Source organism: Yoonia tamlensis (genome assembly GCF_900115105.1).
GTDB lineage: Bacteria > Pseudomonadota > Alphaproteobacteria > Rhodobacterales > Rhodobacteraceae > Yoonia > Yoonia tamlensis.
Genome location: NZ_FOYP01000002.1, coordinates 199,005 through 224,831, shown reverse-complemented (window position 1 = coordinate 224,831; position 25,827 = coordinate 199,005). Strand labels below are relative to the sequence as shown.

Annotated in this window: 22 protein-coding genes; 15 read left to right on the top strand and 7 right to left on the bottom strand. The window is 57.0% G+C overall.

Annotation, left to right across the window (positions count from 1 at the left end):
- Positions 1 to 67: 67 nt before the first annotated feature.
- The 4 genes from BM320_RS12970 to BM320_RS12955 are packed head-to-tail and all read left to right on the top strand — an operon-like array spanning position 68 to position 4,744.
- The gene (locus BM320_RS12970; RefSeq protein WP_090200973.1) at positions 68 to 2,119 is read left to right on the top strand and encodes a capsule polysaccharide biogenesis protein; all 2,052 of its coding nucleotides are present in this window, start codon (positions 68 to 70) and stop codon (positions 2,117 to 2,119) included.
- Positions 2,116 to 3,315: a KpsE/RkpR family capsule polysaccharide export protein gene (locus BM320_RS12965; RefSeq protein WP_090200971.1), complete on the top strand. Its 1,200-nt coding sequence runs from the start codon at positions 2,116 to 2,118 to the stop codon at positions 3,313 to 3,315. The genes BM320_RS12970 and BM320_RS12965 overlap by 4 nt, the downstream gene beginning before the upstream one ends.
- Positions 3,312 to 4,094, top strand: coding sequence for an ABC transporter permease (locus BM320_RS12960; RefSeq protein ID WP_242651053.1), 783 nt, complete (start codon positions 3,312 to 3,314; stop codon positions 4,092 to 4,094). The genes BM320_RS12965 and BM320_RS12960 overlap by 4 nt, the downstream gene beginning before the upstream one ends.
- A 2-nt stretch (positions 4,095 to 4,096) precedes the next feature.
- Complete coding sequence (locus BM320_RS12955) at positions 4,097 to 4,744, top strand: ABC transporter ATP-binding protein (RefSeq protein WP_090200967.1); 648 nt, start codon at positions 4,097 to 4,099, stop codon at positions 4,742 to 4,744.
- On the opposite strand, the gene BM320_RS12950 is transcribed toward BM320_RS12955, so the two are convergent.
- Complete coding sequence (locus BM320_RS12950; protein ID WP_090200966.1) at positions 4,729 to 5,355, bottom strand: TetR/AcrR family transcriptional regulator; 627 nt, start codon at positions 5,353 to 5,355, stop codon at positions 4,729 to 4,731. The genes BM320_RS12955 and BM320_RS12950 overlap by 16 nt on opposite strands.
- A gap of 120 nt (positions 5,356 to 5,475) precedes the next feature.
- On the opposite strand from BM320_RS12950, the gene BM320_RS12945 reads away from it, so the two are divergent.
- The 4 genes from BM320_RS12945 to hglS all read left to right on the top strand — a co-directional run bounded on the left by BM320_RS12945 (position 5,476) and on the right by hglS (position 12,107).
- Positions 5,476 to 6,537 carry an efflux RND transporter periplasmic adaptor subunit gene (locus BM320_RS12945; RefSeq protein WP_165615057.1) on the top strand — a complete coding sequence of 354 codons (1,062 nt, stop codon included), beginning with the start codon at positions 5,476 to 5,478 and terminating at the stop codon, positions 6,535 to 6,537.
- Positions 6,534 to 7,607, top strand: a complete 1,074-nt coding sequence (locus BM320_RS12940; protein ID WP_090200963.1) for an efflux RND transporter periplasmic adaptor subunit — start codon at positions 6,534 to 6,536, stop codon at positions 7,605 to 7,607. Before BM320_RS12945 ends, BM320_RS12940 begins: the two co-directional genes overlap by 4 nt.
- Positions 7,604 to 10,636 (top strand): efflux RND transporter permease subunit, encoded by a 3,033-nt coding sequence (locus BM320_RS12935; protein ID WP_090200961.1) that lies wholly within the window; start codon positions 7,604 to 7,606, stop codon positions 10,634 to 10,636. The genes BM320_RS12940 and BM320_RS12935 overlap by 4 nt, the downstream gene beginning before the upstream one ends.
- A 103-nt stretch (positions 10,637 to 10,739) precedes the next feature.
- Entirely contained in the window at positions 10,740 to 12,107 is a 1,368-nt protein-coding gene (gene hglS, locus BM320_RS12930) for a 2-oxoadipate dioxygenase/decarboxylase HglS (RefSeq protein WP_090200960.1), read from the top strand.
- Here the strand turns inward: hglS and BM320_RS12925 are convergent.
- The 6 genes from BM320_RS12925 to BM320_RS12900 all read right to left on the bottom strand — a co-directional run bounded on the left by BM320_RS12925 (position 12,104) and on the right by BM320_RS12900 (position 18,801).
- Positions 12,104 to 13,375: an amidohydrolase family protein gene (locus BM320_RS12925; RefSeq protein ID WP_090200958.1), complete on the bottom strand. Its 1,272-nt coding sequence runs from the start codon at positions 13,373 to 13,375 to the stop codon at positions 12,104 to 12,106. The genes hglS and BM320_RS12925 overlap by 4 nt on opposite strands.
- Positions 13,375 to 14,319, bottom strand: coding sequence for an ABC transporter permease (locus BM320_RS12920; protein WP_090200956.1), 945 nt, complete (start codon positions 14,317 to 14,319; stop codon positions 13,375 to 13,377). The genes BM320_RS12925 and BM320_RS12920 overlap by 1 nt, the downstream gene beginning before the upstream one ends.
- Entirely contained in the window at positions 14,319 to 15,368 is a 1,050-nt protein-coding gene (locus BM320_RS12915) for an ABC transporter permease (RefSeq protein ID WP_090200954.1), read from the bottom strand. The genes BM320_RS12920 and BM320_RS12915 overlap by 1 nt, the downstream gene beginning before the upstream one ends.
- Positions 15,358 to 16,899 carry an ABC transporter ATP-binding protein gene (locus BM320_RS12910; RefSeq protein WP_090200952.1) on the bottom strand — a complete coding sequence of 514 codons (1,542 nt, stop codon included), beginning with the start codon at positions 16,897 to 16,899 and terminating at the stop codon, positions 15,358 to 15,360. The genes BM320_RS12915 and BM320_RS12910 overlap by 11 nt, the downstream gene beginning before the upstream one ends.
- A 1-nt stretch (position 16,900) precedes the next feature.
- Positions 16,901 to 17,929: a BMP family protein gene (locus tag BM320_RS12905; protein ID WP_090200950.1), complete on the bottom strand. Its 1,029-nt coding sequence runs from the start codon at positions 17,927 to 17,929 to the stop codon at positions 16,901 to 16,903.
- Positions 17,930 to 18,108: 179 nt separating this feature from the next.
- Positions 18,109 to 18,801, bottom strand: a complete 693-nt coding sequence (locus tag BM320_RS12900; RefSeq protein WP_090200948.1) for a GntR family transcriptional regulator — start codon at positions 18,799 to 18,801, stop codon at positions 18,109 to 18,111.
- A gap of 79 nt (positions 18,802 to 18,880) precedes the next feature.
- Between BM320_RS12900 and uxaC the strand changes: the two genes are divergently transcribed.
- The 7 genes from uxaC (at position 18,881) to BM320_RS12865 (ending at position 25,809) form a co-directional block, all read left to right on the top strand.
- Complete coding sequence (gene uxaC, locus BM320_RS12895; protein WP_090200946.1) at positions 18,881 to 20,287, top strand: glucuronate isomerase; 1,407 nt, start codon at positions 18,881 to 18,883, stop codon at positions 20,285 to 20,287.
- Positions 20,288 to 20,298: 11 nt separating this feature from the next.
- Positions 20,299 to 20,610 carry a cupin domain-containing protein gene (locus tag BM320_RS12890; protein ID WP_090201551.1) on the top strand — a complete coding sequence of 104 codons (312 nt, stop codon included), beginning with the start codon at positions 20,299 to 20,301 and terminating at the stop codon, positions 20,608 to 20,610.
- Positions 20,611 to 20,625: 15 nt separating this feature from the next.
- On the top strand, positions 20,626 to 21,450 hold the full coding sequence (gene kduI, locus BM320_RS12885; RefSeq protein ID WP_090200944.1) for a 5-dehydro-4-deoxy-D-glucuronate isomerase: 825 nt from the start codon (positions 20,626 to 20,628) through the stop codon (positions 21,448 to 21,450).
- On the top strand, positions 21,447 to 22,175 hold the full coding sequence (kduD, locus tag BM320_RS12880) for a 2-dehydro-3-deoxy-D-gluconate 5-dehydrogenase KduD (RefSeq protein ID WP_090200942.1): 729 nt from the start codon (positions 21,447 to 21,449) through the stop codon (positions 22,173 to 22,175). The genes kduI and kduD overlap by 4 nt, the downstream gene beginning before the upstream one ends.
- Positions 22,153 to 23,604, top strand: a complete 1,452-nt coding sequence (locus BM320_RS12875) for a mannitol dehydrogenase family protein (protein ID WP_090200940.1) — start codon at positions 22,153 to 22,155, stop codon at positions 23,602 to 23,604. The genes kduD and BM320_RS12875 overlap by 23 nt, the downstream gene beginning before the upstream one ends.
- Positions 23,604 to 24,779: a mannonate dehydratase gene (gene uxuA / locus BM320_RS12870; RefSeq protein WP_090200939.1), complete on the top strand. Its 1,176-nt coding sequence runs from the start codon at positions 23,604 to 23,606 to the stop codon at positions 24,777 to 24,779. The genes BM320_RS12875 and uxuA overlap by 1 nt, the downstream gene beginning before the upstream one ends.
- A 73-nt stretch (positions 24,780 to 24,852) precedes the next feature.
- A complete protein-coding gene (locus BM320_RS12865; RefSeq protein ID WP_278246433.1) occupies positions 24,853 to 25,809 on the top strand; it encodes a Gfo/Idh/MocA family protein in 957 nt (318 codons plus the stop codon).
- The last annotated feature ends 18 nt before the right edge of the window (positions 25,810 to 25,827 follow it).

Genomic DNA, 25,827 nt, shown 5'->3' with positions numbered 1-25,827 from the left:
CGCGCCCCCGGAGTGCATCACCCGACACCGCCCGCGCGACAGCCCGTTTGCCAAAAGGATTGAACCCATGGCGATGTCGAAAATAGAGCGCATGGCGTGGCGGTTACGCAAAGGGGTGCAATGGTTGCGATTGATGTTGCGGCGCATCGGAACGCCGCCGGAATGTGATGTCGCGACATCCATGGATTTATGCGATGACCAAATTGTTGCGGCGATTTTGGGACGCCGCCCGCAATTTCACAGCCGTCTGATTTCGTCACCTGCGCGCCGCGTCATTGGCTGGGGTCGAAAATGGTCCGGCCGCCGCGCGGTTGCCCTTGCCGCGCGCCAAGGTTGTGGGTTTCTATTGCTTGAAGACGGGTTTTTGCGGTCGCTTGGTCGCCACGATCCACCGCTTAGCACCGCGCTTGATGATCTGGGGGTACATTATGACGCAGGCGCGCCGTCGCGGCTTGAAACGCTTATCACGGCCCCAATTTCCGCGTGCCAGCGCGAACGTACCGACAAGTTGATACAATTGTGGCGCGACGCGCGGGTTTCAAAATACAACGCGGCGCCGGAATACGACGGGCCACTGCCGGCAAACTATATCCTGGTTGTGGATCAGGTGCGCGGCGATCTTTCGATCAGCTGCGGGGGCGCGACCGCGGCCAGCTTTGATGCGATGCTTGCTGCGGCGCGGGCGGCCCACCCAGATACTGATATAGTGGTTAAACTGCACCCGGATGTCTTTACGAATGCCGCCAAAAGCCATTTTGATCCCGCGCAATTACAACAATACGACCGCGTGCATGTGATTGCCGAAAATTGCCACCCTGTCGGGCTGATCGCCGGCGCGCAGGCGGTTTATACAGTCACCTCCCAATTGGGTTTTGAGGCGCTGATTTGGGGTAAGCCGGTTTTCACATTCGGGATGCCGTTCTATGCAGGCTGGGGGCTCACCAATGATGCGCAACCCCGACCGGATCGGCGCGAAAATGTTGAATGTGCGCAGCTCGTGCATGCCGCTCTTGTCACCTATGTGCGCTATTTTGATCCCGTTGCACGGAAAAAATGCACCGCAGAACGCGCGATTGCCCATGTGAAGCTACAACGTGACATGCGGCGCCAGCTGCCCGCAAAGATTATTGGTATCGGGTTTTCACCTTGGAAGCGCCGCTTTCTAAAGCCGTTTTTTGCGGGCAGCGCACTGCGGTTTGCGACAGCCGTGCGCGCGGGTGAAAGCACCGCAGTTTGGGGAAACCGGCTCGTTTCTGGCAACACGATGCGGGTTGAAGACGGGTTTTTGCGGTCTGTCGGGCTTGGGGCAGAGCTGACCCAACCAATGTCATTGGTCATCGACCAAACAGGAATATACTATGACGCCACACGCCCGTCGGATATTGAAACGATACTGAACACCCAGACGTTAAGCGCGGAACAATGCGCGCGCGCGCAAAAATTGCGCCGTATGATCGTTGCAAGCAAGATGAGCAAATACAATCTGGTTGCGGGACATTGGACGCGGCCGCAGATTTCCCAAAAGGTCATTCTGGTGGTCGGGCAGGTTGAATCGGATGCGTCTTTGGCCTTTGGATCACCCGAGATCCGGACAAATCTTGGGTTGCTCAAGCGGGTGCGCGCAATGCATCCGCGCGCGTATATCGTCTTTAAGCCGCACCCTGATGTGCTTGCCGGGCTGCGTGATTTTGGCACCGACTTGGGGCGGTATGCAGATCACTGTGATGAAACGCTTTGCCAGAATGTTGCGCCGGATCAATTGTTTGGCCAGATTGATGCGCTTCATACGATGACATCGCTTATGGGGTTCGAGGCGCTATTGCGTGGCGTTCCGGTTACCTGCCACGGGCTGCCGTTTTATGCGGGCTGGGGGCTGACCAAAGACCTTGTCGCCGCGCCGCACCGCACGGCACGCCTGTCGCTGGATGGGTTGGTTTATGGGGCGCTCATCACTTATCCGCGTTATGTTGATCCAAAGACAGGGTATTTTGTTCAGCCAGAACAAATACTTATAACTCTTTCAGAGATGTTAACCCTTGATTCACCAAATCAGACCTATCATCGGTTGCGCCGCAGGTTGATCCGGCTGGGCGCACAACGAAAGGGTCGCGGGAAATGACCAAACCGGAGCAGGCAACATCTGCTGTCAAGGTGGTGCCAATCGCAACGTCTGAGGTAAAGCAGACAAAAACGATGCAGCCCCAACGCCGCCGCAGAAACAGGCTTTGGATGTCGTTCCTGTTTTGCGTGGTCTTGCCGGTCTGCGTAACAGCGACCTATTTTCTGGGTGTCGCCACCGATCGTTATGCGGCGCGCGCGGGGTTTTCCATCCGCGGCATCGAAACCGGCGGTGGGCTGGATGGAATCGGTGCGCTTACGGGGCTTGCCAGCGCGGGTTCAACAACGGCTGACACTTATGTTGTGCTCGACTTTCTCAAAAGCAGGCGCTTGCTAGAGGCGGTGAATGACCGCTTGTCGCTGCGCACCGCGTTTTCAAGCACGGATATCGACCCGTTGTCGCGCCTTGATCCGGATGCCCCTGTCGAAGATTTCTTGCGCCATTGGAACCGCAGAATTCACACGCAGTCCGACCCGACATCAGGGATCATCGAATTCGAGGTGCAGGCATTTTCGCCCGCGCAGGCGCAACAGATCGGTCAAACTGTTCTGACGTTGACGCAAGAACTGGTGAACGAGCTTTCGGCAAGTGCGCGGCAGGACGCGTTAAGCTTTGCTCAAGACGAGGTTGCGCTACAAGAGGCCCGATTGCGTGCGGCGCTGGATGCGATCCGCAATTTCCGCAATTCCGAACATTCGGTTGATCCTTCTGCCAGTGCAGCGCTTGAAATCGAGCTTCTTTCAGGGCTTGAATCGCGATTGATCGACATTAATGCGCGGATCGCGGCGCAACGCGAATCCTTGAATGAATCCGCGCCAAGCCTTGTCGCGCTGCGCCGCCAGGCCGAGGCATTATCCGCACAAATCGACGCGCGCCGTCATGAGCTTGGTGGTGCTTTGCGCGAAGGAACGGGTGGGTCTGCAATGACGGCACAACTGGCCGCATTCGAGACGCTCGATGTTGAACGCAGACTGGCAGAGCAATCTTATGCATCCGCGCTCAGCTCGCTTGAACAGGCGCGCCGAGATGCGGACCGACAGCAGCGGTATTTGGCTGTCCACATCCGGCCACTCGTTCCCGAAAAGTCCGAATACCCGCGCCGTTATCGCAATATCTTTCTTGCCGGATTTATCTTTGTTGCGGCTTGGGGGATCGGTACATTGCTGACCTATTCAGTGCGGGACCACCTGTCATGAGGCAAATGACCCTTTCCGCGCTGTTAACTTTGCAAATGCGGGTAATCCTTAGCCTCGTGTTGCGTGAAACGCGCGCGACATTCGGCACGTCAGCGTTTGGTTATGCATGGGCGGTGATTACTCCGACCGCCAGTGTCGCGGTTCTTGTTATCTTGTTTTCACTGGTCGGACGGCATGCGCCGTTCGGTTCCAGCCTTGCGCTATTTTTCGCGACCGGAATTTTGACGTTGCAGTTTTTCACCGAAATATCTGGCAAATTGATGACCGTGTTTGATGCTAACAGGGCGCTGCTGACCTACCCTGTGATCAAGGACGTTGATACGGTTCTGGCGCGCGCCCTGCTCATTTCGGCAACCTATCTTGTGATTATGCTGCTGTTTTATGCGGGGCTGATTTTATGCGGGATGGCGGATTTTCCCGCACAACCCGAACAACTGGTCTATGTGTTTTTGGCGACTGCCTTGCTTGGCCTCGGGTATGGCACTGTCAACGCGGTTATTGCGTCGCTTTGGGATACGTGGATTCAGATTGAAAGGGTGCTGACGCGGCCCCTGTTTTTCATTTCGGGAATTTTCTATATCCCCAGCCAGTTGCCGAAGCGGGCGCAAGATTTTCTTGCCTGGAATCCGGTGCTTCATCTGGTGGAATGGTTTCGCTGCGGGTTTTATCCCAATTATGACAGTCGCATTCTGGACATCGGTTATCCGCTATTTGTGGGGACGGGGTTGTTGCTTGCGGGTCTGGCCGGTGAACGATTGTTTCGCAGGGCGCGGTTCTAGCGATGCTCGCATTTGACCGTGTCACAAAGACCTACACAATTAAGGGCGTCAAAAAGACGATCCTGAATGATTTGACCTTCCGTTTTCCGCAAGATCGCAACCTTGCGATAATGGGCAAGAACGGCGCGGGAAAGTCGACGATGATGCGGCTGCTTGCCGGATCTGAACCACCTAGTTCGGGCCATGTTTACCGCAGCTTGCGCGTATCCTGGCCGCTCGGATTTGCGGGCGGTTTTAATGGCAGCATGACGGGGCTTGAAAATATTCGCTTTGTGTCGCGGATTTATGGGCAAGACACCGAAAAAGTCACCGATTATGTCATGGCGTTTTCAGAGCTGGGGCGGTCGTTGCGGCTGCCCATCAAGACCTATTCAAGCGGGATGAAAGCGCGGCTGGCCTTTGGCCTAAGCATGGCAATTGATTTTCAGGTCTACCTGATCGACGAAATCACCGCCGTTGGCGACGCGGCTTTCCGGCGCAAAAGTCAGGAGGTATTCAAGGAAAAGTTGAACAGTAGCCAAATCATCATGATTTCGCATTCCCGCGAGACCATCAAAGATTATTGCGACTGCGGGTTGCTGCTTGATCAAGGTGCAGTCACCTATTTTGACGATGTGAACGGCCTGCTGGCCGCCTATTCGGCCTTGTGACCTGCATCGTCGCTGGCTGGCTGGATCACGGATTCGAGAAAAACGGCAAGCGTTTGCCGGACAAATTGGGGATCATAATGCGGCGCCATAAGCTTTAGCCCGCGCGCCATTGAAATCATACCCATCGCGACGAGGCTGACGGGGGCACGCAATCGCAACTGCCGCGCATCGGTGGCTGCTTGTACAATTTGGGCCATTTTGGCGGCATGATCATCAAGCAGCGCATAGTAGGTTTTTGCAAAAACGGGATCACGCAATGCGTGCAGGCTGATCTCGGTCTCGAGCTGGGTGTTTTCGTTGGACCCGCAAATTTCATCAAGCCATTGCGCGGCCTGCATAACCATTTGCGTGACCGGTTTTGTGGTGTCTTTGCTAAACTCTTCGATTGTCACATAGGCGTATTGGAATTGGCTGCGCAGGACCGCAAAGACAAGATCTTCTTTGCTTTTGAAATTCGAATAGAAGGCGCCCTGTGTATAGCCCGCGCGTTTGGCAATATCGCGCACCGAAGCGCCGGCAAATCCGTTTTTTGCAATTAGCTCTGCGCCGGCTTTGGCCAGTGCGTCATGCGTTTGTTGCTGGGATAGGGCGCGTTTGGATTGGTCGGTCATGGGTATTCAGATAGCAGTTGTAATTTGAATGTTCCAGCGTTATGTCACCCAGATAGCAGTTGCTATCTGATGGTTCTTCATCAGGATTGCACCAATCGCAAAGACAAATTGGATATCCTCATGCGTCGCATTCGCGTAGTTGTTTTTCTTGCCGGACTGGTCGCGGCGTCATCGCTTGCCGCCGAGGAACCGCTGACAGTGTCGGCAATAACCGCGCAAACCACTGTTTCGACGCGCAATATTTCCCTAACCGGAGAAATTGTTGCGCGCGACACCCTGACGCTGTCGTTTCTGAGCGGGGGGCGCATTGCCAGCATAGAAGTGCGCGAAGGCGATGTTGTGGCCGCGGGCGACGTTCTGGCGCGCACCACATCGATTCAGCAAGAACAGGCATTACGCGCCGCGCGCGCCGGTGTTTCAACAGCGACAGCCGACCGCGATCAGGCCCGTGAAGACCTGCGCCGGCAGGATGCGCTTCTTGAGCGGGGTGCAACCACACGTGTGGCCCGCGACAGCGCGGCGGATCAAAGCCGCGTGAAAGACGGTGTGCTGGCGCAGGCCCTTGCCGATCTGGCGCTTGCGGAAAAGGCGCTTGAGGATACCGTCATTCTTGCCCCGCAATCGGCGACGGTCACCGCGCGCTTTGTCGAACCCGGGCAGGTCATCGGCGCGGTGCAGCCAGTCATCGAACTGGCGCTTGGTGGCGCGGTGGACGCGGTTTTTGATGTTCCCGAAAGCCTGCTGACCAGCACGCATGCCGTGGCAACCGTGCGTTTGGCCCCGCTGGATATCCCGCAGCAGGAATTTTTCGGCACCGTGCGCGAAGTGTCCCCGTTGGTGGACCCCGCAACCGGCACCGTCGCGGTGAAGGTGCAAATTGATGAAAAACCGGCGGGTGTCGAATATGGCGATGCGGTGCGCGGCAGCACAATCGAATCTACGGCGCGCCGGATTGTTTTGCCTTATCGCGCCATGTCTGTTTCCGAAAATGGCCCCGCGGTCTGGGTGATTGATCCGGAAACGATGCGGGTTTCATTGCACCAAATAACGGTCGATCGCTACGAAACGGGCATCATACTTGTTGCGGGCGGATTGGATGAAGGGGCCTTGGTTGTAACAGCGGGTGCGCAGCTTTTGTACCCTGACCGGCTTGTCCGGATTCACGCGGAGACATCACAATGAGACATCTGATCTTGCTGATAACCATGGCTGCGAACCCTCTTTTTGCGGAATCCGCGCCTGCGCTGTCCGAAATCGTGTCAGCGGTTCCGCGCCCTGTGGTGTCGGCGCATGTCGGCAACGGCCATTTGCAAGAAACCACCTATATCGGGACGGTCGCGGCGGGCTACGAGGTTGCGCTTGGCTTTCCGATTGGCGGCACTTTGATCGAACGGCGGGTCGATCTAGGTGCATTGGTCGCCAAAGACGACATTCTGGCACGGTTGGATTCCACAGACATACAATCCGAATTGCGCAGCGCCCAAGCCGGTGTTCTGGTTGCAGAAACGAACTATGGTTCGGCAGAACAGGCATGGCAAAGGGCTGTGGAACTGGCCGAACGCGGGGTTGATGCGCAAACGCGTCAGGAAGATGCACAGCGGTCGCTTGTCGCGGCGCAGGCCGGACTAGAGCAGGCGCGCGCCAATCTGGCGCTGGTACAAGACAAACTTGATCTTGCGACATTGCGCGCACCGCAGGCGGGGGTGATAACAGCGGCGTTTCAAGACGTCGGCGCGCTTGTTTCGCCCGGGCTAGAGGTTTTGCGCCTTGCCAATGCGGATAACCGCGAAATCGTTGTGGATATCAGCGAACAAGGGCTTGCCGCGCTTGAAATCGGGATGACATTCGATGTTGCGCTTGTCGCTAATCCGCAGCTAAGAACGACGGCGCGACTTGCACGGGTTGATCCGGTTGCACAAAGCCTTACCCGCAATCGCCGTGCGCATCTTGTTTTGTCAGACCCGCCGCAGGGGTTTCGCTTTGGCGCGCTGGTCGAAGTACGCGCGATTGCGGATGAAAGCACTGTAATTTCGGTTCCACTGAGCGCGGTTTTGCGGTCCGGTACGGATTTCTCTGTGTGGATCGTGGACCGGAATCAAAACGTCGTAAACCTGCGACAGATCACGTTGGGCGCCCAGTTTGGTGATCACGTCAGGGTTATTTCGGGCATTGATGTGAGCGACGAGGTTGTCTTGCGTGGCATCCATTCTTTGCATGAAAATCAACCCATTGGCCGGAGTGTGTCGCAATGAAGGGTTTTAACCTATCCGATTGGGCGTTGTCGCACCGGTCTTTTGTCTGGTTCCTGATCATCGTCTCTGTTGTTGCCGGAACAATGTCTTATATGAATATCGGCCGCGAAGAGGACCCCAACTTTGCGATCAAAACAATGGTCGTATCCGCCGCATTGCCGGGCGCAGATGTTGCACAGACCCTGTCGCAAGTGACCGACCGTATCGAAAAAAAGCTGGAAGAACTGCCCGAACTTGACTTCACCCGTTCGGTGACGGCCGCAGGGCAAACCATTGTTTATATCGAATTGCTCGCGACGACTGATGCGGATGAATTGCCACGTATCTGGCAGCGGGTGCGAAGCATGATGGGCGACATCCGTGGCGAATTTCCCGAAGGGTTTGCTGGTTTCCAGTTTGACGATGACTTTGGCGATGTATTCGGGAATCTGTACGCATTCACCTATGACGGGTTCACCCCGCGCGAGGTCCGCGATTATGTCGAAAGGGTGCGGCGCGAAATTCAGGCGCTTGATGATGCCGGTAAAGTCGAAATTTACGGCGTCCGCGACGAGGTGATCTATCTTGAATTCTCGACTGAACGCATGGCCGCGCTGGGCATCAATCAAGAGGCCGTGCAAGCAACGCTTGCGGCACAAAACGCCATTCTGCCGTCGGGGGTAATCAAGGCGGGATCAGAACAGGTTCTGGTCCGGATCGACGGGCAATTTGACGATGTGCAAAGCCTTGCTGCAATCAATTTGCGTGTCGGCGACCAGTTTTTCCCGCTGACCGATATTGCGGATATTCATCGCGGCTACGAAGACCCGCCATCTGCCCTGTTCCGCTATAATGGCCAAGAGGCGATCGGGCTGGCCGTGGGTATGCGCCAAGGCGCAAACATCGTTGATTATGGTGCAGAGCTTGACGCAGTGATGGCGGATGCAATCACACAACTGCCAATCGGCATTAACATTCATCAGGTTGCCAACCAGCCCCATGTTGTCAACGACGCGGTTAACCACTTTCTCAAGGCCCTGCTGGAAGCGGTGCTGATCGTGCTTGCCGTGAGCTTTGTCAGCCTTGGCGTGCGCGCGGGGTTTGTGGTTGCTTTGACCATCCCGTTGGTGCTGGCGATTACGTTTGTGATCATGGAGTACACGGGCTTTACCTTGCAGCGGATTTCGCTTGGCGCGCTGATTATTGCCTTGGGTCTGCTGGTTGATGACGCGATGATTGCCATTGAAACGATGATGTCGCGGCTGGAAAAGGGCGAAAGTCTTGTCAAATCCGCCTCTTATGCATGGACGTCAATCGCGGCCCCGATGCTGACAGGCACGTTGATTACCATGGCCGGCTTTATTCCAATCGGGTTGAATTCTTCGGCGGCCGGGGAATTTACGTTTTCGCTTTTTGTGGTGATTTCCGTGTCCCTGTCGATTTCATGGGTGGTTGCCGTGCTATTTGCGCCATTGATCGGCGTGACATTGCTAAAAGAAAACATCGGGCACCACGCCGCAGAGCCGGGCCGATTCCGCCGTTTGTTCCATGTGCTGCTGCGCGGCGCCATGCAGTTCCGCTGGGCCACAATTTTCGTGACAATCGCAATATTTGGCGCATCGATTTACGGGATGCGGTTTGTCGAACAGCAGTTCTTTCCCAGCTCTGACCGGCCCGAATTGGTCATCGATATTGCGTTGCCGCAAAACACGTCTATCACCGAAACCCAAGCGCAACTTGACCGGCTTGAATCCCATCTGCAAGACGATGAAAACGTGCTGTTCTGGACATCCTATGTCGGGCGCGGTGCGCCGCGTTTCTTGCTTGCGTTTGATGTTCCAACGCCCGGCCCGCATACTGGACAGATTGTGATCCAAACCCCGTCTGTCGCCGCCCGTGATGCGCTGCGCAGTAAAATCCAGACGATCGCCGAAACCGATTTTCCGGGCGCTGATATCTTTGTGAAACTGCTTGAAATTGGCCCGCCCGTTGGTCGCCCCGTGCAATACCGGCTTAGCGGCCCCGACCCTGACACGCTGCGCGATCATGCGCGTGAACTGGCTGCTTTGCTGGCAACAGATGACCGCTTGACAGGGATCGTTCTTGACTGGAACGAACCGGCGCGGGTGGTGCGGATCAATATCTTGCAAGACAAAGCCCGGCAGCTTGGGCTTACTTCGCGCGATATCGCGCAAACGCTTTATACCATTTATGACGGAAATACGGTCACATCCTTGCGCGACGATGATTATCTGGTTGATATCCGCGTGCGCGGCAGCGCGGTTGACCGCCAATCAATCGAGGCTTTGTCGAACTTGCAACTATCGACGCCGACAGGTGCCGCTATCCCGTTGCGATCTATTGCCACATTTAGCTATGACACCGAACAACCCGTCATCCACCAACGCGACCGGATGCCAACAATCACGGTCAAAGCCGCGATTGCAACAGCGGACCAGCCCGCAACGATAGTCACGCAAATGTCCGACCGAATCACGGCATTTAATGACGCGTTGCCGCTTGGGTATAATGCCGTGGTTGGCGGCACAGTCGAAAGCAGCGCCGACAGCCAAGCCCCGATCGCTGCAGTGGTTCCCGCAATGCTACTGACGATGCTGACCCTTATCATGATCCAGATGCAGGGTTTCCGGCTGGCGTTTATCGTGTTCTGCGTGGCCCCGTTGGGGTTGATCGGCGTGGTTGCCGCACTTGTGCCTTCGGGCGCGCCGCTTGGCTTTGTGGCGATTTTGGGTGTGCTGGCCTTGATGGGGATTTTGATCCGCAACTCGATTATCCTTGTCTCCGAGATCGAAGTGCTGCGCGACAAGGGCCGCAGCGCATGGGACGCGGTATTCGAAGCCAGCGATTCACGGGCGCGCCCGATCCTGTTGACGGCAGCGGCGGCAAGCCTTGCGTTGATCCCGATTTCGCGCCAGATTTTCTGGGGGCCGATGGCCTATGCGATGATGGGCGGGATTATCGCAGGGACGCTGATCACACTGGTTTTTGTTCCTGCGCTTTATCTGGTGGTCTTTCGTGTGAAACGCTGACACGCCCCGCGACATCACAAGGCTTTCATGCCGTCAAAAAGCATGATCTAAAAATATGCAGGGCGGCCTTGCCCCCGCCGACCATAGCCAAGGATGATCCAAGATGACCGCGACATTTGCGCAGCCCGACACAATTCGCGCCAGTTTTTCGGCAGCCATGTCGGCGATGTACCGTAAAGAGGTTCCCGCCTACGGTGACTTGCTCGAGATTGTGCAAACGACAAATGCGGCAACGTTAAATGGCCCTGCCGCCGCGCTGCTGAACCTGACCCCGCAAGAGGACACAACCCGCATTTCCGAAGAACGCCACGGCGCTATCCGGCTGGGCACGGCGCAAGAACTGGCAATGATGGCGCGGGTTTTTGCAGTAATGGGCATGTTTCCGGTCGGCTATTACGACCTGTCGCCCGCTGCGGTGCCCGTGCATTCCACCGCGTTTCGCCCGATTTCGCGGGCCGCATTGGCTGCGAACCCGTTTCGGGTATTCACATCGCTTTTGCGGCTTGAATTGATCAAGGATGAAACCCTGCGCGCACAGGCCAAAGACATCTTGGCAAAGCGTCAGATTTTCACGCAAGGTGCGATTGCGTTGACCGAAAAGGCAGAGGCGGACGGCGGGTTAACTCCCGCAGACGCCGCGCAATTTGTGGCTGAAGTGCTGGAAACCTTTCGCTGGCATGCCGATGCCTGCGTCGACATCGCGACCTTTGACCAGCTGAACGCCGCGCACCGGTTGATTGCCGACGTGGTGTCGTTCAAGGGCCCGCATATCAACCACCTGACCCCGCGCACCTTGGATATCGACGCGGCGCAAACGGCTATGATCGCGCGCGGCCTGCCCGCCAAAGCCGTGGTCGAAGGGCCGCCGCGCCGTAACTGCCCGATCCTTCTGCGCCAGACATCGTTCAAAGCGCTCGAAGAACCGGTGAATTTTCCCGCCGCCGATGGTGGTGCCGCAACTGGCAGCCACACCGCCCGCTTTGGCGAGATCGAACAACGCGGCGTTGCGCTCAGCCCAAAAGGGCGTGCGCTTTATGATGAAACGCTCGCAGGGGTGCGTGCACAGGTCCTGCCAGCGGGCGATGGTTCCAACGCACAAACCTATATGGACGCGCTTTCCGATGCTTTTGCCGTGTTCCCCGACGATTGGCGCGGTCTGTATGATCAGGGTCTGGCCTATTTCAAATTCGCGCTGACCGGAAAACCTGCTGGCGCGGATCACAGTACCGCAGCCCTGTTGGATGCGGGCGTTTTGACACTTAGCCCCGTCATTTACGAAGATTTCCTGCCGGTCAGCGCCGCTGGCATTTTCCAGTCGAATCTTGGTGATGATGCGGATCAGAATCAGCACAGCGCATCAAGCCAATCCGCGTTTGAAGCGGCGCTTGGCATGCAGGTTGCCGATGAATTTGCGCTGTATCAGCAGATTCAAGATGCATCACTGGCCGAATGTCTGGCGCAGCTTGGTTAATTTACCCGCCGGCGTACCTGCGCTGGACGGCCTGGCAAGGTTAACGCCGCATCGGCACGCGGGCTGCGCGCGATGACTTTGCCTTTGGCAACCACGGCCAGCCGCGCTGGGCGCAGGCGCAGGGCCTCGGTCGGGTTGGCAGCGTCCAAGATCACAAGCGAGGCCACCGCACCCTTGTGCAGACCGTAATCTTTTAACCCGATAATTGCTGCGTTTGTCTCTGTTACCATCGTGAAACAGCGGGCCATTTCGTCAGGGTGGCTCATCTGGGCGACATGCAGCCCCATGAACGCCACATCCAGCATATCGGCGGTACCAAGGCTGTACCAAGGGTCCAAAACGCAATCTTGCCCCCAACCGACGCGAATACCCATCGCTTGCATCTCCTTCACCCGCGTTAGCCCGCGCCGTTTGGGAAATGTATCGTGCCGCCCCTGCAACATGATGTTGATCAGCGGGTTTGGAATGGCAGAAATTCCAGCCTCTGCAATCAGGGGTAACAGCTTGGAAACATAATAGTTATCCATCGAATGCATCGACGTCAGATGTGACCCGGCGACCCGGCCTTCCAGCCCTAGCCGCGTGGTTTCAAACGCCAGTGTTTCAATATGGCGCGAGTTCGGGTCATCGGTTTCGTCGCAGTGGATATCGACCATCAACCCGCGTTCCGCCGCGATTTCGCAGAGGTCTTGCAAGCTGTCGGCACCGTCTTGCATCGTCCGTTCAAAATGCGGGATGCCGCCGACAACTTCGACCCCCATATCCAGCGCACGGATCAGGTTTTCACGCCCATTTGGCGCACGGTAAAGCCCGTCTTGCGGGAATGCGACCAGTTGCAGGTCGATGTAGTCTTTAACCGCCTCTTTTACCTCAAGCATCGCGGTGACGGTGTTCAGATGGTCAGGTGTCGTGTCGACATGGCTGCGAATGGCCAGCAATCCTGTCGATGCCGCCCAGTCGCAATAGCGCAGCGCGCGCGCGACCATGTCATCCACCGTCGCGATGTCGCGCAATTCGCCCCAGAGGTTAATACCCTCAAGCAGCGTGCCCGATGCGTTCACGCGCGGGGTGCCATAGGACAATGTTGCGTCCATATGAAAGTGCGGATCAACAAACGGGGGCGACACAAGATCGCCCGTTGCATCAATGGTTTCACCCGCTTCAGCGGTGATATTGGGTGCAATTTCTGCAATCCGGTCGCCTTTGATTGCGATATCGGCCACGGTCCCGTCGGGCAGCGTGCCGCCTTTGATCAGCAGATCGAACATTAACGCTCTCCTTTGTTGAACGGCACCATAAGCGCGGCTGGTACTTCGGCGCGGCGCGACATGGCGATCAGCGCGAGGATTGACAGGATATAGGGCATCATCAGAAAGACCTGATAGGGGACAACTGCCCCGATGCCGGTTTGTTGCAAACGGATTTGCAGCGCATCAAATGCCGCGAACAGGATCGCACCGAACAGCGCCTTGCCAGGTCGCCACGCGCCAAAGACCACCAGCGCGATGCAGATCCAGCCGCGCCCGTTCACCATATCGAAAAAGAAGCTGTCAAAGGCGGACATTGTTAGAAAAGCGCCACCCACGGCCATACAGCCGCTGCCAACCATGACCGCGCCCATGCGGATCGCGGTGACTGATAGCCCCTGTGCAGCCACCGCCGCAGGGCTTTCACCTGCCGCGCGCACCGCCAATCCCAGCGGTGTGCGGTACAGCGTGAATGACACGACCCCGACAAGGATGAAGGCCAAATAGGTCAGCGCGGTTTGTTGAAACAGGGCCGGGCCGAAGAACGGGATGTCTGACAGGATAGGTATCGGGAACGGTTGGAACGCGTCGATTTTCGGCGGCGTTGATACCTCTGGCAGCATCACGCGGTAGGTGTAGAACGTGGCAGATGTGGCAAGCAGCGTCAGCCCGATCCCGACGACATGTTGTGACAATCCGAACGGAACAGACAGGATCGAATGGATGCCGCCAAGGCCCATGCCGACCATAAATGCGACACTAACACCGCCCCAAAGCGGCATTCCGGCCCAAACGGCGATCCAGCCAGCGAATGCACCCGCGACCATGATCCCTTCGATTCCAAGGTTCAAAACCCCTGCCCGTTCACAGATCAATTCGCCCATTGTTGCGAATATCAGTGGTGACGCGATGCGGATTGCAGCGGCCCAAAATGCGGCAGAGGTGAGGATTTCAAAAAGTTCCATCAGTCTCTCCGCACGCGAAATTTGGTTAGTAAGATCGCAAGCACCATGAATAATAGGGCGGTCGCAAGCATGATATCGGCCAGATAGCTTGGCACGCCGATTGCGCGGCTCATGCTATCGGCACCGACAAAGATCGCCGCAACAAAAAGCGCCGCAACCACAACGCCCAACGGGTGCAAAAGCGCCAGCATCGCCACGACGATCCCCGTGTACCCAAACCCCGGTGACAGATCGAGCGTGAGCGATCCCTTCAGCCCCGCAACCTCTGAAAAGCCGGCAAGAGCGGCCAATCCACCGGACAATAGCGCGGTCTTCAGGATCACTTTGGTCACCGGAATGCCCGCAAATCGCGCGGCCTCGGCGTTTTGGCCGACGGCGCGCATTTCAAAGCCAAGCGTGGTTTTTGCGTCGATGACCCAGACCACCACGGCAGCGATCAGCGCCAGCGCAAACCCCCAGTGCAGGCGCAGCCCGTCAACGATGCGGGGTAATCTTGCTTCGGGGATCAGGTGCGCAGATTTGGGCCAGCCCATGCCCATCGGATCCTTAAGAGGCCCTTCAAGAAGGTAGGACACAAACAGCAAGAAGATGAAGTTGAACAAAAGGGTGGTGACGACCTCATCCACCCCGAGCCGCGTTTTCAAAAGCGCGGGCACCAGCAGCAAAAACGCCCCGGCCATCATCGCGGCGAGTGCCATAATGGTTAACAAGAGCGGCGCGGGCAGTTGCAATGCGCCCGTGCCCAGAACAGCCACCATCACGGCGCCGGCGTATAATTGTGCCTCTGCGCCGATGTTCCACAGCTTTGCGCGGAAGGCGACAGCGATGGCCAGCCCCGTGAAAATCAGTGGGGTTGCGCGGTTTAGCGTCTCTAACAAGGCGAATTTGGACCCGAATGCCCCGATGATGATTTGGCCCAAGACCGCAAACGGGTTGCCGCCTGCGATCAATGCAAGCAGTGACGCGATCACAATCGTTGCCACGATCGCGAGTGCAGGCAAGGTTAACCGCCGTGTCAGGCTGGGGTTTGCGATAGGTTCAAGCCGCATGGTTTTCACCCTCAAATCCGTCACCAGCCATCCAAACACCAAGCTGTTCAGGCTGCATAGTGCCGCGCGCAAATTCCGGGCTAAGCCGCCCGTCACTGATCACATGGATCACATCGGACAGGCGCATGATTTCATCAAGATCTTCTGAAATAAGCAGCACCGCGGCCCCTGCATCGCGCGCCGCAGCCAACCGCCCGTGCACATAATTCACAGCACCAATATCCAACCCGCGCACCGGCTGATTTGCCAAAATAATGCGCGGCGCGTTTTCCAACACCCGCCCGAGGATCAGCTTTTGCATATTCCCCCCCGACAGCAGCCGAATGCGCGCATCAGGGCCAGAGCAGCGCACGTCGTAGGTCTTGATCAGGGCTTCGGCATGGGCTTTGGCACCACGCCAGTTCATCCAGCCGCGCTTGGAAAACTGCGTGGCATAGGTTTCAAGGATCGTGTTTTCGGTCAGGTCAAAATCGGCAATTGTTCCGGTCTTGTGGCGATCTTCGGGGATGCGCGCGATCCCTTGGGCGATGGCAGTGCGCGGTGTCCAACCGGTGACGGGGCTGCCCGCAATTTCGAATGTGCCCGATTGCGGGCTCACCAAACCGGAAATCAAATCCGAAAGCGCGGCCTGCCCGTTGCCTGACACGCCCGCAAGTCCGGTGATTTGGCCTGCGCGCAATGTCAGGTCTATTTTGCGCAATCCGGGGGCGGTGCCGATGGGTGGCGTGGATAGTTGCGCCAATGACAAAAGCGGCGCACCGGGCGTTGCGCGTGACAGTTCGGGCGCGCTGGTTTCTGCGCCAACCATCAGGGCGGATAATTCGGCCCGATCAGTGTCTAACGTTGCCCTTTCGGCCACCAATTTGCCGTGCCGCAAGACAAGAACGCGGTTCGATATCGCCATGACCTCGTGCAATTTATGCGAGATGAAAACAATCGACAGCCCAAGATCAATGGCCTTGCGCAGGGTCGCAAAAAGCGCGTCAGTTTCTTGCGGTGTCAGTACGGCGGTGGGTTCGTCGAGGATCAGAATCCGCGCATCGCGGTAAAGCGCCTTGAGAATTTCAACGCGCTGGCGTTCGCCAACTGTGAGTGCGCTAATCTTGGCATCCGGATCGACCTTAAGCTGGAATTCTTCTGATAGGGCGCGGATTTTGGCCTTGGCCGCCCCCGCACGCAGGCGCGGCGCGTGCAGCGGTTGCGCGCCCAACACGATGTTTTCCCAGACGGTCAGGTTTCCGGCCAAGGTGAAATGCTGGTGCACCATGCCAACGCCCGCATCAAGTGCTGCGCGCGGATTGCCTGGTGGCAGCGGTTTGCCAAAGACGCTGACCTGCCCTTCGTCGGCGGTGTATTGGCCGAAAAGGATATTCATCAGCGTGGTTTTACCCGCACCATTTTCGCCCAAAAGCGCGATAACTTCGCCTTTGGCCAGATCAAATGTCACCGCCTCATTGGCGGTGACAGGTCCAAATCGTTTGGTGATATTTTGCAGGCGCAGAACGGGCTGCGCCGAATCTACGCCTGACATTTTATGACGACTTTGGTTCTTCGTCGTTGATCGTAACGGTGAATGATCCGTCTTTGATCGCTGCTTCGCGTGTTGCAATCAGGTCAAGCGCGGCTTGTGGGATTTTCCCTTCGAACGTGCCGAATGGTGCCAGATAACATCCGCCAACATGCATGAACGAATATTGACCATAATCGTCGGCGGTAAATGCGCCGGCCTTCACCGCTGCGACCGCGGCTGTCATCGTTGGGCCGAAATCCCAAATCGCAGATGCGACAACGGTTTCAGGGTAGTCGGCCTGCGTGTCGATGACGTTGCCGATGGCAAGCACGCCCTTTTCCTGTGCAGCATCGGATACGCCAAAGCGTTCTGCGTAAAGCATATCCGCGCCGTTTTCGATCATCGCAAAGGCAGTTTCTTTGGCCTTGGGTGGATCGAACCATGACCCGATGAACGACACTTGGAATGTAATATCAGGGTTCATTTCCGCCGCACCGGCCATGAAGGCATGCATCAGGCGGTTCACCTCGGGGATCGGGAATCCGCCGACCATGCCTATATTGCCCGATTCGGACATCGCGCCCGCGACGATACCCGACAGATAGGCCGCGTCTTGGATATAGTTATCAAAGACCGACAGGTTCGGCAGAGTGGGGTCTTCTTTGAATGATGATCCCATCAGGAAGGCGACATTGGGGTATTCGGCGGCCACTTCGCGGGCTTCGGCCTCGGCGCCGAAAATTTCCCCAACGATCATGTCATAACCTGCTTCGGCGTATTCTCGCATGACGCGCGGGTAATCCGTGTTGGCGGTGTTTTCGGAATAGGTATATTCGATTTCGCCGGCTTCTTGCGCGGCGAGCGCTGCGATGTGGATGCGGCTGACCCATTGTTGTTCAACCGGAACCGTATAGATGCCTGCAACCTTGATCGGGTCTTGGGCAAACAGGGCCGTCGGCGCGGAAAGCGCAGAAATTGAAAGAGCGCCCATCGCCGTGCTGGTCAGGAACCGGCGGCGGGTGGGTAGCTGCGTTTTGACGTGGCTCGTCATGATAAATGTCCCTTATTATTAGTATATTTCTAGACCAATTGGTCAAAAAGAAGGTGCATTGGTCAAACACTAACATCGCACACACAATTGAGATCTGTGTCAATGATTAATAATTGGGCGTGTTTCCGGAGCGCGCCAAAAAAACATGCAGCGGGAATTGGCGGGGGGCAGCGGTGTCGTTAGAAACCGCTTGTTTCGATCAGCTCTGGATGTGTGGCGATAACCTTGTCGAGGACGTCAAGAATACGCGCAAGATGTGCGCGCAGTTCTGTTTCGGCGCGGTCTGCGTCACCTGACCGGATGCAGTTCATGATCGCAACGTGATCATCCAGCGCGGTTTGCGCGCCGACGGTCAATGACAAATAACGCAAACGATCAAGATGCACCTTTTGGTCGTGGATGATCACCCATGCTTTAGGGTGTCCTGCGATATTGCAGATCAGTTCGTGAAAACTGTCATCAAGATGATGGAATGCGATCTTGTCACCAGAGTCGAGCGCGGCCTGCTGGCCCGCCAAATGGTTATCAAGCCGCGCAATGTCATCATCTGTCGCCCGTGCGATGGCCGCGCGCAGGCATTCCACCTCGAGAGCGCAGCGGATAAACCGCGCGTCGTGTAACGCCTGCGGCGAAATATAGGTGACGGTCGTGGCACGTTGTGGCCTGATCAGCATAAAGCCAAGCTCTGACAGGCGGTAAAATGCATCCCGCACCGGTTGGCGCGAAACCCCGAGCGATCGTGCAACTTCGGCCTCGGATACTTTGGCGCCCGGGGCAAGCTCGAGCGAGACAATTTGCGAGTAGAGCGCCTGAAACACCTGATCTGTCGCAGTGGCTGCGGGTGTCAGGGTCGGTGAATTGTGCACGCTCATGTCATATTCCAGTTTGACCTATCTACCAGACTAGCATATTAGATGACTAGTGGTAGCTCAAGTACTTTCGGGAAATCAGATGTCATTAACAGATCCAGATAGACTTTTTCCGGTGGAGCCGACGGTCCGCAAGATTGCGCGTGACCTGTACGAATCTGTCGCAGCGCTGCCGATTATCAGCCCCCACGGGCATTGCGACCCTAGCTGGTTCGCAAACAATGCCCGCTTTCCCGACCCAGCCCAGCTGATTGTCGTCCCTGACCATTATGTGTTTCGCATGCTTGTGTCGCAGGGGGTGCCAATGGCCAGCCTAGGGGTGCCGCGCGTGGATGGTGGTGCCGTTGAAGCCGACCCACGCAAAATCTGGCACTGTTTTGCGCAGAATTATCATCTGCTGCGCGGCACTCCGTCCGCGATGTGGCTGGATCATTCGTTTGAACACGTCTTTGGCATTGATGAACGTCTCAACGTGGATACCGCTGATAGCTATTACAACCATATCGATGCCCAGCTTGCGACAGATGCCTACCGCCCCCGCGCCCTGTTCGACCGTTTCGGAATCGAAGTTCTGGCAACCACCGAAAGCGCGCTAGATGACCTGAAATGGCATAAGATGACTGCGGATAGCGATTGGAACGGGCGTGTTGTGACCACCTACCGCCCTGACAATGTGGTTGATCCTGAATTCGAAGGCTTTGCCGATAACGTCGTGCAATTTGGTGCTTTGACGGGTGAAGATACGACCAGTTGGGACGGATATCTACGTGCGCACCGTGCGCGCCGCGCATTTTTCAAGACACATGGCGCCACCGCGACCGATCACGGTCATGCCACCGCCCGTACGAAAGACATGCCGCAAGCCGATGCTGCCGCACTTTTTGCCAAGGCGCTGGCAGGTACATGCACCGCTGACGAAGCCGACGCGTTTCGCGGGCAGATGCTGACCGAAATGGCACGGATGAGCCTTGATGATGGCATGGTGTTGCAAATCCATCCGGGATCGTTCCGCAACCATTCGGCAGGCACTTTTGCGCAGTTTGGCCGCGATAAAGGTTTCGATATTCCGACCCAAACCAACTATGTGCAGGCGTTAAAACCGCTGCTTGATGCGGTCGGGATGGAACCGAGCCTGACCATCATTATCTTTACGCTGGATGAAACCAGTTATAGCCGCGAACTCGCGCCGCTTGCCGGGGCTTACCCTGCGCTGCGCCTTGGCCCGCCGTGGTGGTTCCATGACAGCTATGAAGGCATCAAGCGGTTCCGCGAGGCCACGACCGAAACCGCCGGTTTCTATAACACCGTCGGTTTCAACGATGATACCCGCGCCTTCTGTTCCATCCCTGCCCGCCACGATGTCGCGCGCCGGTCCGATTGCGCCTATCTGGCCAATCTGGTGGCCACAGGCCGGATCGGTCTGACCGATGCACAAGAGGTCGCAATTGACCTTGCTTACCGTCTTGCAAAATCCGCTTACAAGCTTTGAAGGAAATCAAAATGATCAAGCAATTCCCCGTTATCCAAGCCAGCGAGGGCGTCACCCGTCAGGTGCTGTCAGACAGCCCCGAACTGATGGTTGTGGCATTTACATTTAACACAGGTGGCGAAGGTGCGCTGCACAATCACCCGCATATTCAATCCACCTATGTCGAAAGCGGCGAATTCGTGTTTTCCGTTGATGGCGTCGAAACCAAAGTCGGCCCTGGTGACAGTTTTGTTATTCCGACCCAAGCCGTCCACGGCTGTCGCTGCGTTGCCGCTGGCCGCCTGATCGATACGTTCACGCCGCGGCGCGATGATTTTCTCTAGTTTAGGATAACGCTCATGCTGAAAACCGAAACCCGCTATGCCATTGATCCGGCAACGGCCAAAACGCTGGATACCCAAGGGCTGCGCAGCCATTTTCATGTCGGCGGTCTGTTTGCCGATGATGAAATCAACCTGACCTATAGCCATTATGACCGGCTGATCATGGGCTCTGCCGTGCCAGCTAATGGCCCCTTAACACTGTCGGACATGCCCGAAACCGGCACCAAAACATTCCTTGAGCGCCGTGAAATGGCTGTGCTGAACATCGGTGCTGCGGGTGACGTTGCGGTGGATGGCCAGACCTATACGCTTGAAAAAGGCGAGGTGCTATATGTCGGTATGGGCGGCGGCGCGTTGACGTTTTCGGGCGCTGGGCGTTTCTACATTCTGTCCGCCCCCGCGCACCAAACCTACCCCACCACGCATATCAAGGAATCCGATGCACGCCGCGTTGAACTTGGCACCCCCGAACAAGCAAACGAGCGCGTGATCATTCAGGTTCTGCACCCTGATGTCTGCAAAAGCTGCCAGTTGCTGATGGGTTACACCCAGTTCAAGCCCGGATCCGTCTGGAACACGATGCCTGCGCATGTCCATGACCGCCGGATGGAAGCCTATTTGTATTTCGACGTTGACCCTGATCAGCGCGTGTTCCACATTATGGGCGAACCGACCGAAACCCGCCACATGGTGATCGCCAATGAAGAGGCGATTATTTCCCCGCCTTGGTCTGTTCACTGTGGTGCTGGTACCGGTTCTTATACGTTCTGCTGGGCTATGGCCGGTGACAACGTCGATTTCACCGATATGGATATGGTCGCAATGGGGGATTTGCGGTGAACCCGTTTGACCTGACAGGGAAACGCGCGCTTGTGACCGGTGCCAATACAGGCATAGGTCAGGCGATTGCCGTTGCTTTGTGCAATGCCGGCGCGGATGTGATCTGCGCTGGGCGCTCTGGCATGGACGAAACCCTCGCGTTGGTGCCAAATGGCACCGCGCTGCAGCTTGATTTTGCAGACCCGATGGCGGCCCGCGATGTTTTTAACGACCATCAGGTCGATATTCTGGTGAACAACGCAGGAATCATCCGCCGCGACGACAGCGTTGATTTTTCAGAAGCCGATTGGGACGCCGTCATGGATGTGAACCTTAAGGCCGTGTTTTTCACCTGTCAGGCCTTTGCCAAAGCTGCGCTTGCGCGTGGCACTGGTGGAAAAATCATTAACGTGGCATCGCTTTTGTCGTTCCAAGGGGGCATTCGCGTGCCGTCTTATACCGCCTCCAAACACGGCGTTGCAGGGCTGACCAAGCTGATGGCAAACGAATGGGCGGCCAAGGGCATTAACGTCAACGCGCTGGCGCCGGGGTACATTTCAACCAACAACACCACGGCCCTACGCGCGGATGAGGAACGTAACAAAGCGATCCTTGACCGCATTCCAGCGGGTCGTTGGGGGGATGCATCCGATATGGGCGGCGCGGCTGTGTTCCTTGCATCGCCTGCTGCGAATTATGTGCATGGCGCGGTGCTGAACGTCGATGGAGGCTGGCTTGCCCGCTAATCCGACCCTGACCCGATCAAACGCCCCGCGCCCCAAGGTTGGTATTGTCCACCTTGGGCCGGGCGCGTTTTTCCGCGCCTTCAACGCGCCGTTCACAGCCGAAGCCATGGCGCAATCGGGCGGCGATTGGGGTATACTGACGGTCAGCCTGCGCAGCCCCGATATCCGCGATAAGCTCAAACCGCAGGGCTGCGCCTATACGTCTGTGACGCTTGCGCCGGATGGGGCGAAATACGCAGTCGTCGAAGTGATCGACGATATTTTGGTCGCGCCAGAGAACCCGCGCGCGGTGTTGGATAGGATGTCCGATCCTGCGGTCAAAATCGTATCACTGACGGTTACCGAAAAGGGCTATTGCTATAATCCTGCAACAGGCGGTCTGCTGCTGGATCACCCCGATATCGCGCATGATCTGGCGCATCCCGATGCCCCGAAATCCGCGATTGGCTATATCGTGCAGGCGCTGAACCTGCGCCGTTTGGCGGGCACTGCGCCGTTTACCGTGATGCCCTGCGATAACCTGCCAAATAACGGCCCGTTGACCCGTGCTGTTGTGCTTGATTTTGCGCATGCGTTTGATCCGGATCTTGCCGATTGGATCGCCATGCACTGCCGCTTTCCCGCGACGATGGTTGACCGGATTACCCCCGCAACGACCCAAGCCGATATTGACGCATTGGCCGCTGCCCAAGGTTACGTGGACAACGCATGCGTGATGCATGAACCATTTCGCCAATGGGTGATCGCGGATGATTTTGTCAATGGCGACCGCCCCGATTGGGGGGCTGTTGGCGCGCAGCTGGTCAGCGATGTTGAACCGTTTGAATTGATGAAGCTGCGCTGTTTGAACGGCACACATTCGACGCTGGCGTATCTGGGCTATCTTGCAGGTTATGAAACGATTTCCGAAACCGTTGCGGACACGGCGTTTGCGCAGTTTATCAACGGTTTGTGGGCGAATGAGATCATCCCGACCCTGCCCCAACCCGAAGGCGAAGACCTGCCTCGCTATGCCGCAAACCTGCTAACCCGCTATCAAAACCCCGCCATCCGTCACCGGACATGGCAGATCGCGATGGACGGATCACAAAAGCTGCCGCAGCGTTTGTTGGGGACAGTGGCCGATAATCTGACAGCGGGCCGTGATATCGCGGGGCTTGCTTTGGCGGTTGCGGGCTGGATGCGCTATGTCGGTGGTGTTGATGAAAATGGCGCTCCGATTGATGTCAAAGACCCGCTGGCCGCGCAATTGCGTGCCGCTTATGACAGCGCGGAAAAACCAGATGGTAAGGTCGCGGCATTGCTGGCGATGCGCGATGTTTTTACCGCTGACCTTGCCGAAAACCCGATTTTTCGCGCGGCGGTAACGGTTGCGTTTACACAAATTAGCACAACGGGCGCGCGCGCCGCTGTGACAGGAATGATCTGATGCAAGAAACATGGCGTTGGTACGGCGGGTTGGACAAAATCACTCTGCCCGATGTGGCCCAAACAGGCGCAAGCGGCATTGTGAATGCCCTGCACGAAATCCCCTATGGCGAGGTCTGGCAACCCGAACGGATCAACGCGCGCGCCGATCAAATCCGCGCCGCAGGGTTTGACTGGGCCGTGGTCGAAAGCTTGCCAATCCATGAACGGATCAAACGCGGCGAAGGTGATTTGACGCAGCTTTTTGCGAACTACCGCCAATCCATGGCCAATCTGGCGGACGCGGGTGTGCAGGTGATTTGCTATAATTTCATGCCGCTTCTGGACTGGACCCGTACCGATCTGGCCGCACCCGTTGCACGTGGCGGCACCTGTCTGCGGTTCGAAGCCTACCGTATGGCGGCCTTTGAAATTCATATGCTGGGCCGTGCCGCTGCCGAAGATGACTATCCCGAGGATGTGCGCCAACGCGCTGCGATTTGGTTCCAGCAGTCAACGCAAGCTGACCGCGATGCATTGCTGCACGCGATCATGTCAGGGCTGCCCGGCGCCTATGACCGCTATGACGTTGACGGGTTGAAACACGCACTGACGCTTTATGACGGGCTGGACCGCACGGCATTGCGCGCAAATTACAAACGGTTCTTGGATGAAATCATTCCGGCCGCCGACGATCTGGGCATGCGTTTTTGCGTGCATCCCGATGATCCGCCGCGCGACATTTTGGGGCTTGCGCGCATTGTGTCAGGCGCTGACGATATTGATTGGATCATGGGGGCTGTGGACAGCAAGGCCAACGGCCTGACGCTTTGTTCTGGCTCTTTGGGGGCAAACCCCGCCAATGACGTACCTGAAATCGCTGCAAAGCACGCGGACCGCATCCATTTTGCGCATCTGCGCAACGTGCGCAAAGACTCTGATGGCGCATTCGAGGAAGCCGCGCATCTGGAAGGCGACACCGATATGGTCGCGCTGATCAAGGTGCTTTTGGCCGAAGAAAAACGCCGCCGCGACACTGGCCGCGCCGATCACAGCATTCCGTTTCGCCCTGATCATGGCCATGAACTGCTGACAGATATCGGCCAAGGCACGTTTCCGGGTTATCCGATGGTTGGGCGGTTGCGCGGGTTGGCAGAACTGCGCGGGGTGATTGCCGCACTGACGCATGGTGTTTAGGCACTGGGCCGATTAAAAGGGCCGCAAACGCGGGCGCAATGCCCGTGCCAACACGATGCGAATGAGGTCCGACGTGACAGCAACCAGTTCATCCGGCGCAGAATTGCGCGGCGCAAAAATTGCCATTGTGGGCGTGGGCAAGATTGCCCGCGATCAGCATATCCCCGCCATTGCGGGGCTTGAGGCGTTTGATCTGGCTGCAACCGCAAGCCGCGCGGGCAGCGTTGATGGTGTAGCAAGCTACACTGATATTGTGGATCTCTTGGCCGCCCATCCGGAGATTCCGGCCATCTCACTGTGTATCCCGCCTGTGCCGCGCTATGACATCGCGGTGAAATCGCTGATGGCGGGCAAGCACACAATGCTGGAAAAACCCCCGGGCGCCACCGTAAGCGAAGTTCTCAAGCTTGAAAAACTTGCACGGGCCAAGGGCGTCACGCTGTTTGCGACATGGCATTCACGCTATGCGGACGGGGTTGCCGCTGCGCGGGCGTGGTTGTCTGACCGCAAGATTACTTCGGTTCAGATTGACTGGAAAGAAGACGTGCGCCGCTGGCATCCCGGTCAGGAATGGATCTGGCAGCCGGGCGGTTTGGGCGTATTTGATCCAGGGATTAATGCGCTGTCGATTATGACCGAAATCCTGCCCAACCCTGTGCACCTGACAGCGGCTGACCTGTTATTCCCCGAAAACCGCAGCACCCCGATTGCCGCCGATCTGACATTCACAGGCCCCGCTGGGATGATCGTGAAGGCCGATTTTGACTGGCGTCAAACCGGCCCGCAATCGTGGAATATCACGGTTGAAACCACCGAAGGTCTGCTGCAATTGACCGATGGCGGCGCGAAGCTTGCGGTTAATGGCGTTGATCAGCCCCTGCCCGATCTTGGTGAATACCCCGGGCTTTACCATCGGTTTGCAGAGTTGATCGAAACCGGCAAGTCGGACGTCGATGTCAGCCCGATGCTGCATGTCGCCGACGCATTTATGTTGGGCAACCGCAAGACAGTCGCGCCGTTTTTCGATTAGCCGCAGCTTGCTGCATAC